The organism is Veillonella sp. AF36-20BH (assembly GCF_003602765.1).
Lineage (GTDB): Bacteria > Bacillota > Negativicutes > Veillonellales > Veillonellaceae > Veillonella > Veillonella hominis.
Window position 1 is genome coordinate 168,792 of record NZ_QTLR01000003.1, and the last position, 15,392, is coordinate 184,183.

Annotated in this window: 19 protein-coding genes; 1 reads left to right on the plus strand and 18 read right to left on the minus strand. The window is 38.3% G+C overall.

Annotated features, from left to right (window positions below; translation table 11 throughout):
- The 8 genes from mreD to DW000_RS05090 all read right to left on the minus strand — a co-directional run bounded on the left by mreD (window position 1) and on the right by DW000_RS05090 (window position 6,792).
- Window positions 1-495 carry a rod shape-determining protein MreD gene (gene mreD / locus DW000_RS05055; RefSeq protein ID WP_008714280.1) on the minus strand — a complete coding sequence of 165 codons (495 nt, stop codon included), beginning with the start codon at window positions 493-495 and terminating at the stop codon, window positions 1-3.
- Window positions 492-1,409 (minus strand): rod shape-determining protein MreC, encoded by a 918-nt coding sequence (gene mreC, locus DW000_RS05060; RefSeq protein ID WP_004698531.1) that lies wholly within the window; start codon window positions 1,407-1,409, stop codon window positions 492-494. The genes mreD and mreC overlap by 4 nt, the downstream gene beginning before the upstream one ends.
- 1 nt (window position 1,410) lies before the next feature.
- Window positions 1,411-2,448 carry a rod shape-determining protein gene (locus tag DW000_RS05065; protein WP_004698656.1) on the minus strand — a complete coding sequence of 346 codons (1,038 nt, stop codon included), beginning with the start codon at window positions 2,446-2,448 and terminating at the stop codon, window positions 1,411-1,413.
- Between the two features lie 279 nt (window positions 2,449-2,727).
- Window positions 2,728-3,426 carry a DNA repair protein RadC gene (gene radC / locus DW000_RS05070; RefSeq protein ID WP_004696456.1) on the minus strand — a complete coding sequence of 233 codons (699 nt, stop codon included), beginning with the start codon at window positions 3,424-3,426 and terminating at the stop codon, window positions 2,728-2,730.
- 167 nt (window positions 3,427-3,593) lie between these two features.
- A complete protein-coding gene (locus DW000_RS05075; protein ID WP_004698546.1) occupies window positions 3,594-4,160 on the minus strand; it encodes a Maf family protein in 567 nt (188 codons plus the stop codon).
- A gap of 86 nt (window positions 4,161-4,246) precedes the next feature.
- Complete coding sequence (locus DW000_RS05080; protein ID WP_105086664.1) at window positions 4,247-4,867, minus strand: hypothetical protein; 621 nt, start codon at window positions 4,865-4,867, stop codon at window positions 4,247-4,249.
- A gap of 152 nt (window positions 4,868-5,019) precedes the next feature.
- Window positions 5,020-6,225 (minus strand): acetate kinase, encoded by a 1,206-nt coding sequence (locus DW000_RS05085; protein ID WP_004696461.1) that lies wholly within the window; start codon window positions 6,223-6,225, stop codon window positions 5,020-5,022.
- A gap of 3 nt (window positions 6,226-6,228) precedes the next feature.
- Window positions 6,229-6,792, minus strand: a complete 564-nt coding sequence (locus DW000_RS05090; protein ID WP_077708578.1) for a hypothetical protein — start codon at window positions 6,790-6,792, stop codon at window positions 6,229-6,231.
- Window positions 6,793-6,978: 186 nt separating this feature from the next.
- On the opposite strand from DW000_RS05090, the gene DW000_RS05095 reads away from it, so the two are divergent.
- Window positions 6,979-8,292: a nucleotidyltransferase family protein gene (locus DW000_RS05095; protein ID WP_077708579.1), complete on the plus strand. Its 1,314-nt coding sequence runs from the start codon at window positions 6,979-6,981 to the stop codon at window positions 8,290-8,292.
- A 124-nt stretch (window positions 8,293-8,416) separates the two neighbouring features.
- Here DW000_RS05095 and pyrR read toward each other — a convergent pair whose 3' ends face one another.
- The 10 genes from pyrR to DW000_RS09815 all read right to left on the minus strand — a co-directional run bounded on the left by pyrR (window position 8,417) and on the right by DW000_RS09815 (window position 15,390).
- Window positions 8,417-8,938, minus strand: coding sequence for a bifunctional pyr operon transcriptional regulator/uracil phosphoribosyltransferase PyrR (pyrR, locus tag DW000_RS05100; protein WP_004696466.1), 522 nt, complete (start codon window positions 8,936-8,938; stop codon window positions 8,417-8,419).
- A 93-nt stretch (window positions 8,939-9,031) separates the two neighbouring features.
- Complete coding sequence (locus tag DW000_RS05105) at window positions 9,032-9,955, minus strand: RluA family pseudouridine synthase (protein WP_021148361.1); 924 nt, start codon at window positions 9,953-9,955, stop codon at window positions 9,032-9,034.
- 86 nt (window positions 9,956-10,041) lie between these two features.
- Window positions 10,042-10,485 (minus strand): signal peptidase II, encoded by a 444-nt coding sequence (gene lspA, locus DW000_RS05110; protein WP_287501933.1) that lies wholly within the window; start codon window positions 10,483-10,485, stop codon window positions 10,042-10,044.
- 105 nt (window positions 10,486-10,590) lie between these two features.
- Window positions 10,591-10,755, minus strand: coding sequence for a 4Fe-4S binding protein (locus DW000_RS05115; RefSeq protein ID WP_004696472.1), 165 nt, complete (start codon window positions 10,753-10,755; stop codon window positions 10,591-10,593).
- 491 nt (window positions 10,756-11,246) lie between these two features.
- Window positions 11,247-11,510, minus strand: coding sequence for a SemiSWEET family transporter (locus tag DW000_RS05120; protein ID WP_004696474.1), 264 nt, complete (start codon window positions 11,508-11,510; stop codon window positions 11,247-11,249).
- A 239-nt stretch (window positions 11,511-11,749) separates the two neighbouring features.
- Entirely contained in the window at window positions 11,750-13,051 is a 1,302-nt protein-coding gene (locus DW000_RS05125; protein ID WP_008601431.1) for an SLC13 family permease, read from the minus strand.
- Window positions 13,052-13,089: 38 nt separating this feature from the next.
- On the minus strand, window positions 13,090-13,347 hold the full coding sequence (locus DW000_RS05130; protein WP_004696478.1) for a hypothetical protein: 258 nt from the start codon (window positions 13,345-13,347) through the stop codon (window positions 13,090-13,092).
- A gap of 193 nt (window positions 13,348-13,540) precedes the next feature.
- The gene (locus tag DW000_RS05135) at window positions 13,541-14,662 is read right to left on the minus strand and encodes a sodium ion-translocating decarboxylase subunit beta (protein WP_008601435.1); all 1,122 of its coding nucleotides are present in this window, start codon (window positions 14,660-14,662) and stop codon (window positions 13,541-13,543) included.
- 70 nt (window positions 14,663-14,732) lie between these two features.
- Window positions 14,733-15,122, minus strand: coding sequence for a biotin/lipoyl-containing protein (locus DW000_RS05140; RefSeq protein ID WP_004696481.1), 390 nt, complete (start codon window positions 15,120-15,122; stop codon window positions 14,733-14,735).
- 100 nt (window positions 15,123-15,222) lie between these two features.
- Complete coding sequence (locus tag DW000_RS09815; RefSeq protein WP_004696483.1) at window positions 15,223-15,390, minus strand: hypothetical protein; 168 nt, start codon at window positions 15,388-15,390, stop codon at window positions 15,223-15,225.
- Window positions 15,391-15,392: the final 2 nt, after the last annotated feature.

Genomic DNA, 15,392 nt, shown 5'->3' on the forward strand with positions numbered 1-15,392 from the left:
TTACCAAATATAACCTTGTTGTTCATCATCTTTACGCCATAACAAACCATGCACAATAGCGCCTAACAAGCCATTCCAGAACATCACGGGTAATACCATATGCCACAAGTATAGTCCAAAGTGCAAATCGCCACCACTAGCTAATATCATAAAGCTACGAATAACGCCATCTAGTAGCGTACAAATAGCTACTATACCGCTAGACCAATACCAGCGTTCTTCATAGATACGATGCTTTACGGCAGATAGTAGGTATACCACAATTACGTAAGGGAATAGATGGAGCCCAAAAAAGTTAGATATCAATACATCATGTACGATACCCCCAACAACAGCGGATATCAGCCCCATACGACGACCTTTAAATAAAGTAATCATAACAATTATCGTCAAAATTAAGTTTGGTAACCAATTTGTATGAAAAATAGTAGGCAATAATTGCGCTTGTATAAAATATATTAAAAATCCAGAGAGAACTAAAGCTAGACGCATCATTGTTTAACGGCCCCCTTTGCACCCTCTACTTGATCTCGTTGTGTTTGAGGCACAAGTTTAGGTTCAAGTTCTGGTTTTTGTGGTGCACTTAGAGAAGACGAGGTAAGCACAAAAACTTCTTCTAAACGATGAAAATCTACACTCGGTGTGACTACCGCATTTTTAACAAATCCTTCCGAATCATTTTCGATAGATTGCACGTTGCCAACAGGTAGACCTTTCGGATAAATGCCTCCATATCCAGAGGTAATCAACTTATCACCTACCAATACATCACCATCGCGAGCAATATTTACCATAGATGGTGTACGAGGTGTATTGCCATTACCTTTTACAACGCCAGACAAACGAGATTCAGGTCGTTGTACAAGGATACCTATTGCGCTACGCGGATCAAGAATGGTTTGAACGCGAGCAGAATGCGGATATACATCTGTAATAAAACCAACGACACCACTAGGTACAACAACAGCCATATTAACTGCCATACCTTCTTCACTCCCTTTATCAATGGTGAAAGTATTTGTCCAAGTACCGTAATCCTTTGTAATGATACCTGCTAGGGTCATGGAGAATTCTGGATGGCTACTCTTATAGTTTAAAAGCTGACGAAGGCGAATATTCTCTGCTACTACTTCATCGTAGTTAACTACCTTTTGTTCCAATGTAGCTTTACGAGATGCTTCCTCTTCACGTTCGATAGTAGAGAAAATAGCATTATTAAGTACTGTAAAGCTAGTTTGGACGCCCTCTAATAAACGAGCTGACCCATAAGAGAAAGGCGTTGTAATTCCTTCAAGGGTAACCGTAACAAAGGGAATACTAGTCCGTTGCTTCCACGCAAAGCCGAGCAATGCCATTAGGATACAACCAATGACAACGATGATAATTAACTTTTTATCTGACTGTATCATGCTAGTCTCGGCCCTTTCTATTCTTAGAATTTACAATAAAACGCGATAAGCTCACCAAATCAGATGAGGCCCCATTAAGGCCTACCACAACTTTTGTTTCAGGTGCTTCAGGAACGTGAACAGGTACACCTACTTCAGTACCAATCCGATCCGCTAAGCCAGATAGTCTTGCCGTACCGCCAGTAAGCCATATGCCATGTTGCATAATATCAGCCACGATTTCTGGTGCCGTAGCACGAATCATTTGCTTAACCTCATCCAAGAGTCCTATCAAACATTCATTTACAACTTGGTACACTTCAGATTGATGAATCACACAACGTCTACCTAAGCCGTTCATCATATCGCGCCCCTGAAAGGCATACTCTGCATCCTCTAAAGGAGCGATAGCTGTACCTAATGTATGCTTAATATCTAATATGGTCTCATCAGATACGATAACGCCAAAACACTCACGCACATAGCGCAATAAGGCATTATTAATATCAGAACCACCAAAACGAATTGTTTTGCTATCTACGATACCACCTAAAGAAACAATCCCCATATCAATAGTGCCACCACCGATGTCAATAACCATAGATCCTTGCGCTTCAAAGATAGGCACACCACAACCAATAGCAGCTGCCACAGGTCGTTCAATGAGGAATACCTCTCGAGCACCAGCTTGAATAACAGCATCCATCATAGCTCGTTGCTCAACATCGGTCATGCCACAAGGAACCCCTACGACAACGCGGGCTCGACGCAACGCATTAGACACCTTATTAAGAAAGTAGCTAAGCATAGTATGCATAACACGATAGTCAACGATAAATCCATCCTTTAAAGGCGTTAACGGACGCCACATATCGGGCATGCGCAATACGAGGCGCGCCGCTTCATCACCAACGGCTACTACTTTTTCTTGTTTTGTATCAGTTGCTATAATCGATGGTTCGCTTATAACAGTCCCTCGCGTCCCCCCCATGAGGCGCGTTTGTATGGAACCAATATCTATACTTACATCTTTTCCTAGAGTAGGTAAAATGGAACTCATAGTAATTTCTCCTTCATTACATCATCATTCCATTTTACCATATATAACGCGACTTTTTCCATTGATATCAGTACCTTTCCTTTTGTTAAAAGCACAGATAACGCATAATCCCTGTACTCATAAGTCATACATAAAAATTACATAACTTCATACATATAATCTCATACACAATAAGGAAAAGCACTCATTTATAGGAACTTACCCATGCGTCAAAATTAGGTATAGTTCAAAATGAGTGCTTTTAATAATCTTACTTGGCTTTGTTCAGTTTATTTAGGCTCAGCTCAATTTACCAATTTCGCTGAGGCTCGTAAATTCATTATCCCCTATAACAATATGATCAAGTACAGGAATCCCCATAAATTGACCAGCACTAACAAACATTTTCGTTAGCCGTATATCTTCATCACTTGGTCTACTATCACCTGACGGGTGGTTATGGATTAGAATAATAGCCGCCGCATTGCATGCTATAGCTTTTTTAAATACTGCTCTTTGCTCTACAAGGCTTGATACCAATCCACCATTAGAGATATGCTCCAACTGAATAAGCTTATTTCGAGATGTTAGCATGGCAGCCCACACATGTTCCACATCTTCGTGCCGCAGTCGTTCCATCACATATTGAGCTATTACAAAAGGTTGCGAAAAATCTTCATAAGTCTCTTTAATCTTAAGCTCCCCTAGACGCCTACCCATTTCAAGTGCTGCACATAGCGTCACTGCTTTATCTCTACCAATACCCTTGATTTTGGTTAGATTATCTACGGTCATTCGGTTAAGACCATATACGCCATCATCAAAGGATTGTACGATATCACTTGCCAAAGAAATCGCAGATTGCCCCTTTACCCCTGTACGCAATAAAATAGCCAACAACTCCTCCATCGCCATATGTGAAGGGCCTAAGGCGAGAAATTTTTCTCGCGGGCGCTGGAATGGTAGCATATCTTTTACACTTACTGTTGGTACTTCCATAGAATCTCTCCATTCAAATAGATAACACCATTTGTAAATCAAACAATAAACACATCTACTCTCTTAAAAATTATTCAGCACAGCACAGCACAGCACAGCACAGCACAGCACAGCACAGCACAGCACAGCACAGCCAATTATATCACTATCTGTCTAATACGCTAGTACTATTTTGCCCCTAACGCCTTGCACAGTTCCTCGTATACATGTTCAACTGGTAACCCTACCACATTAGTATAAGAGCCCTCTATTTTATCTACCCATAATGCACCTTTTCCTTGGATGCCATAAGCTCCAGCCTTATCCATCGGTTCCCCACTAGCAATATAAGACTCAATTTCAAAGGGTGCTAATTGTTTAAAATATACTTTTGTTTCATTGTGAAAAACTATCTCCTCCCCTTTGATGAGTAACGCGACTCCAGTGATTACAGAATGTGCTCTACCCGATAAATGCTCCAACATATGGCGTGCATCGGATTCATCATGTGGCTTTCCTAATACTTTATTATCAAGGACAACAATAGTATCTGCGCCTAACACAATACTTCCGTCTGGAACACCTACAGCACAACGAGCCTTACCTAATGCTTGGGCTTTCACCATTTCAATAGGGTTGTCGTAACCCTCATTAGATTCCTCATAAGTACTGGATACAACAGTATGATCAATCCCAACCTGTGTTAATAATTCAGTTCTACGTGGTGATTGACTCGCCAAATATAATCCAGCCATATACGCTCCTTCGTATTAAAAAACTTGTACATAAAATTCTTGGTATAACTAAACTATCCTGCCTATCCCCCAGAACTTACCATCCCTTACATAGTTGTTCCTTTATCTTCTTTTGAAGAAATTAATCTTTCATAATATTCTTGTACATCTTCCCCATGTTTTACCGCATCAGCTCGCACCGCTGCATAAAATACAATATCCGCTTGAGGCACACGAATACGGCCAGGCACATGCTCTTCTAATATTTCAAAGAATCTATCGTCGGCTTTCAACAGCAAACGACCATTTTTAACTTTATTTCCATCTACAATAGAATACACAAGAGACCAAATCGGGCGCGGGTCAGAGGTAGAACATTTTCTATATTTATAGCGGTATTTAATATTTGTCAACAACTCACGTTCAAACTTGAACACCCCATCAATCATGTTATAATCTACTTCAAAATGACGATTTCTAAAGATAGAGTGCTCTTCAATCACAAGCTTTGTATCTGTCAAAATATATGTATATCTACTAACAGCCTGTTTAACCATAACAATGATGGCCATGATTTCAATAAAATACTCAGCTAATAAAACCGTATGTAATTGAATACTGCGATACGTTGTATAAGCTGCTGCACACAACAATAAAATCACAAAAAATACTACCAATAACTCTGCACTTCTGGTGCGCTGAGATTTTTCTTCATATAATACTGTCATGCTTTACCCCTTTTAAAGAAATCACTAATTAATAACTATACATCCTATTATAAGATATTCTATGCATAAAAACTACAAAAACCCCGTCCATATCCGAGATATAGACGGGGTTTTATGACTCTATTAGTCACTCAGTTCAGATGCGAACTATATTATTTTTTCAACGCTGCTGTAATACGTTGAGTATCACGAGCAATCATGATTTCTTCGTTTGTAGGAATTACAAAGATTTTAACCTTAGAGCCTTCAGCACTGATTTCTTGTTCTTTACCACGAACATTATTGCGTTCAGAATCAATACGAGTACCTAAATATTCCAAACCGTTACAGATTGCATCACGGTTACCAATACCGTTTTCACCAATACCAGCAGTAAAGATGATAGCATCTACACCGCCCATAACAGCAGCAAAGGCACCGATTACACGGCGAACTTTGTAATGGAACATATTCAATGCCAATTGTGCGCGTTTATTGCCGTTAGCAGCAGCTTCTTCAATCACACGGAAGTCATTGGATACACCAGAAATCCCTAATACACCGGATTCTTTATTCATAACTCTATCGATTTCTTCATAGGTCATACCTGTTTTTTCCATCAAGAATGGAACGATAGCAGGGTCAATATCACCTGTACGCGTACCCATGATCAAACCGGACAATGGAGTAAAGCCCATTGTAGTATCGATGGAGCGACCACCTTTAATAGCAGCCACAGAGGAACCATTACCCAAGTGGCATGTGATGATACGAAGATCAGTCATATGTTTACCCATTAATTCTGCACAACGTTGTGCTACATATTTATGGGACGTACCATGGAAGCCGTAACGACGAATACCATAATCTTCATAATAAGAGTAAGGAAGCGCATACATATATGCTTCTTTTGGCATAGTTTGATGGAATGCAGTATCAAATACAGCAACTTGAGGTACACTCGGCATAATAGCTTCACAAGCTTCAATACCTTGAATGTTTGGTGGGTTATGTAATGGTGCAAGAGAAGCACATTCTTCCAACGCTTCCATAACTGCTGGTGTAATCAATACGGAATCAGCAAATTTTTCACCGCCGTGTACTACACGGTGACCTACAGCATCAATTTCATCCATCGAAGAGATAACACCAAATTCAGCATCAACTAAAATATCTAGCAAAATACGAAGCGCTTCTTTATGGTTCAAAATTGGTTCAACGCGTTCTAATTTATCTGCATTAGGACGTTTGTGAGTGAAGATAGCATCTTGATCACCAATCTTTTCAAAAAGGCCTTTTGCCAATTCTGTTTCAGTTGTCATATCAAGTAATTGATATTTCAAAGAAGAACTACCGCAGTTAACTACTAATACGTTCATCGATTAACCCTCTTTCTGTTGTGTAACTTGAATCTTGTTTTGAATTTCTTTGCTGATATCAGCACCTACCTGATCCTTTTCAGGATATTGGTAGATTATATTCCACAATACGCCATGATCTAAGAATACGTATTGAGAAAAGCTAAATGTTTGCCCTTGTGTTGTATACGTCACATCAAGCTTCTTTGCAGATGTACCTTGTAAAGCTACAGATTCTTCCTTGATGGTTGCGCCCATCTTCGTGAATTCAGACTTGCTGCGATTTAAAAACTCATCAACCGTAGGCAATGGTTTATTGTCACCAGCACGCAATGCTTCAACTTCAATCACCATATGTTCTGTAACGGAACCATAAATATCAATTGGATACCCATCATCAGTCATATTTTTTGTACTTTTACCCATTTCATAAGGCAAGGCAATGGTAATTTCAGATTGACCAACACGGATAACTTGATGGCCAAAACTATATGTATCCATTACATTTGTAGAGCCACATCCCGCCATTGCTAGCAGCACAGCACCGAGCAGAGTCCCTTGTAATGTACGTTTCCAATTTTGTTTCATCATATACCTCACATCAATTCAGCATTTACAGTTAATTATAGCCTATAGTGTCAAGAAAATCTATACTAAACTTAATATTTACACATAACATCATTTCTATAAACAAGCCTTTTATATGGATATCATGAAATGTAGTTTACAGCATTTCTTCGCTTTGTTACACTAACAATAATGAAAGGAGTCACTATGAAAACAATCGGTATCATCTGTGAATATAATCCATTTCACAATGGACATGCGCATCAATTACATACCTTAGCACAAGAGCATCCTGAAGCGCTGCGCATTTGTATCATGAGTGGTTCCTTTGTACAACGAGGAGAACCTGCTATTTTTTCTAAATTTGACCGTGCTCGTTGGGCTATTCTCGGTGGTGCAGACATCGTTATCGAGCTACCTACACTCTATTCTTTGGGTAGTGCACAACTGTTTGGAACAGGCGCTATTCGCATGGTAAAAGCTTTACATATCGATGCACTCTCCTTTGGTTCTGAAACGGCTGATCTAGATACACTCGTTGATATAACTAAACGTATGGATTGTGAAAGTACTCAAATAGTATTACGGACCTATATTAACGAAGGCATGTCCTATGGCTCTGCCTTCCGTAAAGCCCTTAATACAGAGATGCTCAACACCCCTAATGCACTGTTAGGACTTGAATATATTCGGGCAGGACTTACCTATTATCCTTCCTTAAAATATATACCAATCTTACGCACATCAGATCATCACGACGCGAATATTACAAAAGATTTTCCTTCTGGTACAGCATTGCGTAAACTCATAACAGAAATGGCTACAGGTAGTAACAATTGTAATAAAAATAGTATCTACACTTTTACAGATATAGATACAACGACAAGTACAAATTCAAATTCAACTGCAACTGCAACTACATTAACAAAATTAAATGCACTAAATAGTAAAATAAAATTACAACTTCAGTCAATCGTTCCTAAAACTATTGCAGACGATATGACTAATATAATTTCTAATGGTGCTTATGTAAACTATAACCGCTACTATGATATGGTCCATACCTTAAGTCGTCGTACTTCAACTAAGGAGCTAGAAAGCTTTGGAGAGTTCAACGAAGGCATTGAACACTTATGGTCCAAAGCGGCCCAACAACCTACGTGGAACTTGGCTATGAAGCAAATAAAATCAAAGCGCTATACCTATGCCCGTTTACAACGAATGGGAGCCTATCTCACCTTAGGAATACAAAAAGATTTACTACAAAGTGCTATACAGGAAGCGCCACAATATGCTCGCTTGCTAGCCTTCAACGATAGAGGTCGTCAATGGCTTCGAAATGATTTTGAAATACCACTTATTCAAAAATGGGCCAAAGCACCTAATGAATTAAATACGTTGGGACAAACGATGCATCAAATCGATACATTAGCTACAGATATACAGGCCTTATGCTTACATAATGAAGTTAAACGAATAGGTCATATGGACTACACCTATACGCCACAATACATAAAATAAGCAGAACTACAATCTGGTAGAAACATTCTGCACATAAATATAAGAGTCAAATAATTTAATTTTATTAAGTTAATCATCTTATTATATAGTAATACTCAAAAAGAAGAAGGGGTTACAATACAGATTATTCCTGTATTGTAACCCCTTCTTCACCATCCAGATCAGCGACGGCAACGCGTACACTTTCAAGATGTGATGTAGGAATATTTTTACCTACATAGTCCGCTCGTATAGGCAATTCACGATGACCACGATCGACGAGGACGGCCAATTGAATAGATCTTGGTCTGCCAGCCGTCATTAATGCATTTAAAGCAGCACGAATAGTACGGCCCGTATACAAAACATCATCTACAAGGATAATTGTCTTTTCCGTTGTATCAATCGTACACGGTTCCCCCTCTTTAGGACGAGCATCACGATCATCACGATACACTGCAACATTCAAAGACTCACAATCAATATGAATACCTTCTATACGCTCAATTTCCGCTTGTAAACGTTTTGCCAAAATGACACCACGCCGTTCAATACCTACAATTAACGCATTAGATAAACCTTTATTGCGTTCTAAAATTTCATGACTAATACGACGAATCGCACGCATTATAGCGTCTTGATCCATTAATAAGCGTTTCTTTTCCATATATACGCCCTTACAGCATAGGATTGTTCTATGCCCCTATATCCAAATAAGTAGTAAAAATAAGTACTTAAACAATCAATGTAAACATTTAGACTATTTTCGTTTATCTTCACGGTAGGTCTTAGCAAATTCTAAGCACGCCTCAAAATCAGCTGGTACCGGTGCTTCAAAGTGCATTTCTTCACCTGTAATAGGGTGTTTAACATCTAACGATTTAGAATGTAATGCTTGCCCTTCTATAGGAAAATCCATACGTCTATATCCATAAAATGGGTCATTAACAACAGGATGTCCAATATGAGCAAAGTGAACACGAATTTGATGGGTTCTGCCAGTCTCCAAATTACATTCAACCAATGTTTGATGACCATAACGCTCCAATACTTTAAAATGTGTTACTGCATCTTTACTGTTTTCAAAGACAACAGCCATTTTCATACGGTCCTTAGGATGGCGTCCAATAGGCGCCTTTATAGTCCCCTTTTCTTCTACAATATTGCCTTGTACTAGCGCCCAGTACGTACGTCTTGCAGAATGTGCTTTTACTTGTTCTGCTAAACCAATGTGCGCTGCATCATTTTTTGCCACCATCATAACGCCAGACGTATCTTTATCTAAGCGATGCACAATACCTGGCCTAATTTCACCATTAATGCCTGATAGGTCCTTACAATGGAATAATAGAGCATTTACAAGGGTTCCAGAATAATTTCCTACTGCAGGGTGCACCACCATGCCACGAGGTTTATTAACAATAACAATATCGTGATCTTCGTATAAATAATCTAAAGGGATATCCTCAGGTTTAACCTCAATCGATTCAGGCTCTGGGATTTCTACATGAATTACGGTATCAGGTGTAAGCCGAAGATTAGCCTTCCCTACTTTATCACCTACTGTAACATGACCACCTTTAATTAAACTTTGAATATAGCTACGAGATCCTTCCATCTGTTCAGTTAAAAATACATCTAGTCTCATGCCTTCTTGCTCAGCACTTACAATATATTCATTCATCCTCTATTCCTCTTTGAGTCAAGTATAAGATATATATTTATTGACGAATCAAGTCAATGATTTATAAAGGGTCCTAATGATGAAAGTTATTCATGGTCCTCTTTCAATGAAAACAAATAAAATACAACAAAAGCTACACCTATACAAATACCAATATCTGCCACATTAAAAATAGGCCATACACGAAAATCAAAAAAGTCCACTACCCCATGAATCATGTATCGGTCAATGCCATTACCAATTGCACCTGCGACTAATAAGGCGGATCCGATTTGCAAAGTCCAATGGCCCTTAGCTAATCGCTTCCAATAAAAAGCACAAACAGCTAATAGAATAAAAGCTACTAGTAAAAAAAACCATCGTTGATTCGCTAACATGCCAAAGGCTGCACCGCGATTGATAATATAGGTAAGATGAAATACATTAGGAATAACAGGTAAAGATTCACCTAACAAAAAATGATTCATTACATAATATTTAGTTAATTGGTCCAATAATAACCAAATGATAAGTACTGTATAAAACAAGATTAACTCCCTTACTATAATATAATTCTTAATAGTCCTATTATACTAAGTTACGCAAATTTAGGCAAAATAAAAAGCCCCTCAATGAGGGGCGTGTTTTATTTGTGATTACTCAGCGGAAATTACAGAAACTGGGCAAACGGATTCGCAAGAACCACAATCGATGCAAGCATCGCCAATTTCGTATTTAGTTTCGCCTTCAGTAATGCAGGAAACTGGGCAAACAGATGCGCAAGAACCACATTTAATGCAACCATCAGCAATAACTCTCATAATTAGGACCTCCATCAAAATATAGATCAGAACTTTTTATTATCATTTAGAAAGGCACTTGCCTCAACTTATGTTCTCATTATCACACAGTTCAAATTGAAAGTCAAATGAAAATGATAAAAAATTATATAATATTTTGCATAATAATTGTTCCTTTTTATCATAAAAAGCCTATATTTATATATATTTTGATATTTCTTTTCATTTATGTAATTGAGTTTAATAATCAATAATTGAGAATACACTAATTATCATTTCAATTAAAATACGTACTACTATACTAGGAATTCAATTATCAATATTTATTATCATAAAAACTATTTTTTTATTACAACAGATTTAACGCTTATCTATATTTTAATCTAACATATAAACTTCACTCTAAAAAAGGCCGAATCATACGATTCGACCTCATTTATATTTATAAAGTAAAGTAATATCTTTACTATTATTCACTATATAACAATAATACTATTTTTTTCTTATAGCACTTAGAAAGATGTTAAGAATGTTAGTGTACCTAAAATAACGCCTGCAAGGTTTGGTACGATTAAAATATAATCACGTTTAGGTGATTTTGTCCAACCATATAATACCCAGATCAAACAGGATACTGCTGCAAATAATGGTTGCCATGGTTGACTAGGTTGACCATGAAGATTAGCAATTATTTGTGGGATATAGGCTAAAAATACAAATACACCAATAAATGCACCAATAGAACCAACTAACATGTTAAATCTTTCTTTTGTCATAGATGACCTCCTTATTCAACATTACATTATTATATCTTACACAATATACTATATCATATTTTTTCGATGTAGTCAATTGTGTAAAATTAATCATGCAAATTAGTTTAATTCATATTGCTTTTGATTACACTTATATGTAATCTATATTAAAATCATATAGACTAAAATCATAAAAAACGAGGCCGAATCTTACGATTCGACCTCGTGTGTGCTTGTATAGTAGAGTAACCTATTCCCTATTATTTACCAGGGAAGAATGGCCATACCATTGGAATGATAATTAAGCTTACTACGAAGCAAACTAAAATCAATGGAACGCCGGCTTTTACATAATCTGTAAATTTGTATTGGCCAGGACCAAGTACTAGTGTATTTGGAGGTGTACCTACAGGTGTACCGAATGCACAAGATGCAGCAACGCCGATAGCCATCAATACTGCATGAGGGTCAGCGCCCATACCTTGAGCAATGGAGATACCGATAGGTGCCAATAATGCACAAGATGCAGTGTTAGACATGAATTGAGTCATGATACAAGACAATGCAAATAATACTGCTGTTGCAAAGTAAGGGCTAGGATCAGACCCCATAACACCGATTACTGCATCAGCAATCATTTTACCTGCACCAGATTGGTCAAGTGCAGTTGCCACTGGCATCATACCAGCGAATAAGAAGATTGTTACCCAGTCAATAGATGTGTAAGCTTGTTTTTCGTTCAAGCAACCAGTTAATACGCAAAGCATTGCGCCAATAACTGCAACCATGCTCAATGGTAAATTAATACCAAAATATGTTTTTAGAGGATCCCCTAAAATCATAGCAATGATTACACCTAAAAGAATAAGACCAGAGTATAATTGTTTCTTAGGATCATTAGAAATATCTTCAGCAGCTACTTCTTGTTCAACATCACCAGCATCAGTAATTTCATGTTTAGGTAATAGATGTTTACCAACGAGCATCATGAATACGATAGTAGCGATAGTCAAAGGAATACCAATCCAAGCAAATTCAAAGAAACCAAATGGTTCAATGCCAAATTTAGATAATGTACCACTTACAATGATATTAGGTGGTGTACCAACCATTGTAATGATACCACCGATACCTGCAGCAAATGCTAAAGGCATTAATTGGCGAGATGCAGGAATCTTAGCAACAGCACAGATACCAACAACCACAGGAAGTAACGCAGCTGTTGTACCAGTATTAGATAAGAATGCGGACATGGTAGCTGTTACGAGCATAATCGCAAGCATCAAGCCATTTTCGCTAGTCCCTGCATGAGATACTACGGTTTCCCCAATTTTTTGAGCCAAACCAGTGTAGAATAATGCAGCACCAACAACGAACATGCCTGCAAACAACACAACTGTACTATCAGATAAACCAGAGAATACAACCTTAGGAGTAATAATACCCATAAGGCCTAATGTAATTGCGCCGCCTAAAGAAGTAATAGCTAGAGGAATAATTTCCGTAACGAATAAAACAGCCATGACTGCAAGGACGATTAAGGTTTGTTCTGCAGTACCCATACATCATCATCTCCCTTCAGAGAAATGCACTGATATAGTTATAATAGGTATAAAATATAACCTACGATACCAATGGCAGAGGCCATTATAAAAGTAATCCCATATCCCTCTCTTGTTTTAGGATACCCAAATAATAAAGTTTCACCAAGAAAACCTCGGCGATTAAACCAAGAATATTTAGTTCTCTGCTGAAACCATTTAGCTTTACCTTCAGCACCGATAATCAGTGCAGTAATAAAAAAAACAATAAATGCCCAAACAAAACAAATCAGTATTTTTAATTCAATTGATAACAAGTGACCACCTCTACTATATTTAAAGCACTAGAAGGTTATTCTGTGAAATCTTGCTAATCACCTAATGACCGATCTGAAAAGCATTTATTGCAAATATTCCCTTTTATGTATGATTACATAATGACCAAGGGCTTTTTGATTCACCAATAGGTGTACCTATTTAGGTACACCTGGGTGAATAATTATTAAATTATTAGTGGTTAGACAACATAGCAAGCATTGTACCTGCAGCTACTGCTGTACCGATAACGCCAGCTACGTTAGGACCCATAGCATGCATGAGCAAGAAGTTAGCTGGGTTAGCTTTCGCACCTACTACTTGAGATACGCGAGCCGCCATTGGAACCGCGGATACACCGGCAGAACCAATAAGTGGATTTGTTTTACCACCATCTACTAAGCTCATCAATTTACCAAATAATACGCCACCAGCAGTACCACCGATAAATGCAACTAAGCCTAAGCAGATAATAAGAATTGTTTGTACGCTTAAGAAATGTTCCGCACTCATTGTTAAACCAGTACCAGTTGCCAAGAAGATTGTAACAGTATTGATTAACGCATTTTGAGAAGTATCGGACAAACGTTCAGTTACGCCAGATTCACGGAACAAGTTACCTAACATCAACATACCTAAAAGGGATGTAATGGAAGGAAGCAATAAGGAAATGAAGATCGTTGCAACAATTGGGAACACGATTTTTTCAAAACGTGTAACTTCACGCAATTGCTCCATAACAATTTCGCGTTCTTTTTGCGTAGTGAATAATTTCATTACAGGCGGTTGAATCAACGGTACCAAGGACATATAGGAATATGCGGCAACCGCGATAGCACCTAATAAATGAGGAGCTAGTTTAGTAGCTAAGTAAATGGATGTAGGGCCGTCAGCACCACCGATGATACCGATAGCAGCTGCTTCTTGAGCTGTGAAGCCAAGCATCATTGCGCCACCTAAAGCAACGAATACGCCGATTTGAGCGGCAGCGCCTAAAAGCAATGTTTTAGGATTAGCAATGAGTGGACCAAAGTCAGTCATTGCACCTACACCTAGGAAAATTAAAGGTGGGAAGATTTCTTGGGAGATACCTGCGCTAATAAGTGCCATAACGCCTTCTTCGAAACCATTACGAGGAATATTGGCAAGTATACAACCAAACGCAATCGGACCCAACAATAAAGGTTCAAACTCTTTAGCAAATGCCAAATACAATAGGATCAAACCTACAAGAATCATAATAGCATTGCCTGTTGTAAATGCGAGGAACCCGCTATCTGTAATAACGGATTGAATCGCAACAGCAAAAGCCTCCATATGCGTTCCCCTTTCACAAATATAAAATTGTTAGATGACGTGGCGCAGCCACGTCATACAACACTTGGTATTAGCCAAGAACAACCATGTCATCGCCAGTGGATACAGTTTGGTTAGCAGATACGCGAACTTCGGAAACTACAGCATCATGAGGAGCTGCGATTTCATTTTGCATTTTCATAGCTTCAAGAATCAACAAAGTTTCGCCTTTTTTAACTGCTTGACCAGCAGATACTGCTACAGATAAGATTTTACCAGGCATTGGAGCTTTTACAGTTTCAGCACCTGCTGGAACTGGAGCTGCTGCTGCAGCAGGAGCTGGTGCTGGTGCAGGAGCTGCTTTAGGAGCTGGAGCTGCTGCTGGAGCTGCTTTAGGAGCTGCTGCTGGAGCCGCTGCTTTCACTTCATTAACTTCTACATCATATGCTGTACCATTTACTGTAACGTTGAATTTTTTCATTTTAAATTCCTCCAAAATGTGTAATTTCTACACAAAACTTATAAATATTTTTACACATATAATTGAGTAATCCTATGGATTATCAAATTAGCCAATTATCTTATCGATTACCACGCAAACGGCCTTCCATTTTCCAATTGTAGCTTACGATTGGACGGATATGCGCGATTTGATCAGCGGAATAACCCATTGCCGCTAATGCACCAACGATTACTGCCACTACATCTTGAGATGGAGCTTTACCGTTAGTTGTTGTAGCATTGCTCATTA

Excerpts from the sequence above, each read along its gene's own strand:
- DW000_RS05080 (WP_105086664.1), bottom strand. The coding sequence starts at position 4,867 with ATGACAGTATTATATGAAGAAAAATCTCAGCGCACCAGAAGTGCAGAG.
- radC (WP_004696456.1), bottom strand. The coding sequence starts at position 3,426 with ATGGAAGTACCAACAGTAAGTGTAAAAGATATGCTACCATTCCAGCGC.
- DW000_RS05135 (WP_008601435.1), bottom strand. The coding sequence starts at position 14,662 with ATGGAGGCTTTTGCTGTTGCGATTCAATCCGTTATTACAGATAGCGGG.
- DW000_RS05065 (WP_004698656.1), bottom strand. The coding sequence starts at position 2,448 with ATGAGTTCCATTTTACCTACTCTAGGAAAAGATGTAAGTATAGATATT.
- DW000_RS05115 (WP_004696472.1), bottom strand. The coding sequence starts at position 10,755 with ATGAGAGTTATTGCTGATGGTTGCATTAAATGTGGTTCTTGCGCATCT.
- DW000_RS05095 (WP_077708579.1), top strand. The coding sequence starts at position 6,979 with ATGAAAACAATCGGTATCATCTGTGAATATAATCCATTTCACAATGGA.
- mreD (WP_008714280.1), bottom strand. The coding sequence starts at position 495 with ATGATGCGTCTAGCTTTAGTTCTCTCTGGATTTTTAATATATTTTATA.
- pyrR (WP_004696466.1), bottom strand. The coding sequence starts at position 8,938 with ATGGAAAAGAAACGCTTATTAATGGATCAAGACGCTATAATGCGTGCG.
- mreC (WP_004698531.1), bottom strand. The coding sequence starts at position 1,409 with ATGATACAGTCAGATAAAAAGTTAATTATCATCGTTGTCATTGGTTGT.
- DW000_RS05125 (WP_008601431.1), bottom strand. The coding sequence starts at position 13,051 with ATGGGTACTGCAGAACAAACCTTAATCGTCCTTGCAGTCATGGCTGTT.
- DW000_RS05090 (WP_077708578.1), bottom strand. The coding sequence starts at position 6,792 with ATGAAACAAAATTGGAAACGTACATTACAAGGGACTCTGCTCGGTGCT.
- DW000_RS05120 (WP_004696474.1), bottom strand. The coding sequence starts at position 11,510 with ATGACAAAAGAAAGATTTAACATGTTAGTTGGTTCTATTGGTGCATTT.
- DW000_RS05075 (WP_004698546.1), bottom strand. The coding sequence starts at position 4,160 with ATGGCTGGATTATATTTGGCGAGTCAATCACCACGTAGAACTGAATTA.
- DW000_RS05140 (WP_004696481.1), bottom strand. The coding sequence starts at position 15,122 with ATGAAAAAATTCAACGTTACAGTAAATGGTACAGCATATGATGTAGAA.
- DW000_RS05085 (WP_004696461.1), bottom strand. The coding sequence starts at position 6,225 with ATGAACGTATTAGTAGTTAACTGCGGTAGTTCTTCTTTGAAATATCAA.
- DW000_RS05105 (WP_021148361.1), bottom strand. The coding sequence starts at position 9,955 with ATGAATGAATATATTGTAAGTGCTGAGCAAGAAGGCATGAGACTAGAT.
- DW000_RS09815 (WP_004696483.1), bottom strand. The coding sequence starts at position 15,390 with ATGAGCAATGCTACAACAACTAACGGTAAAGCTCCATCTCAAGATGTA.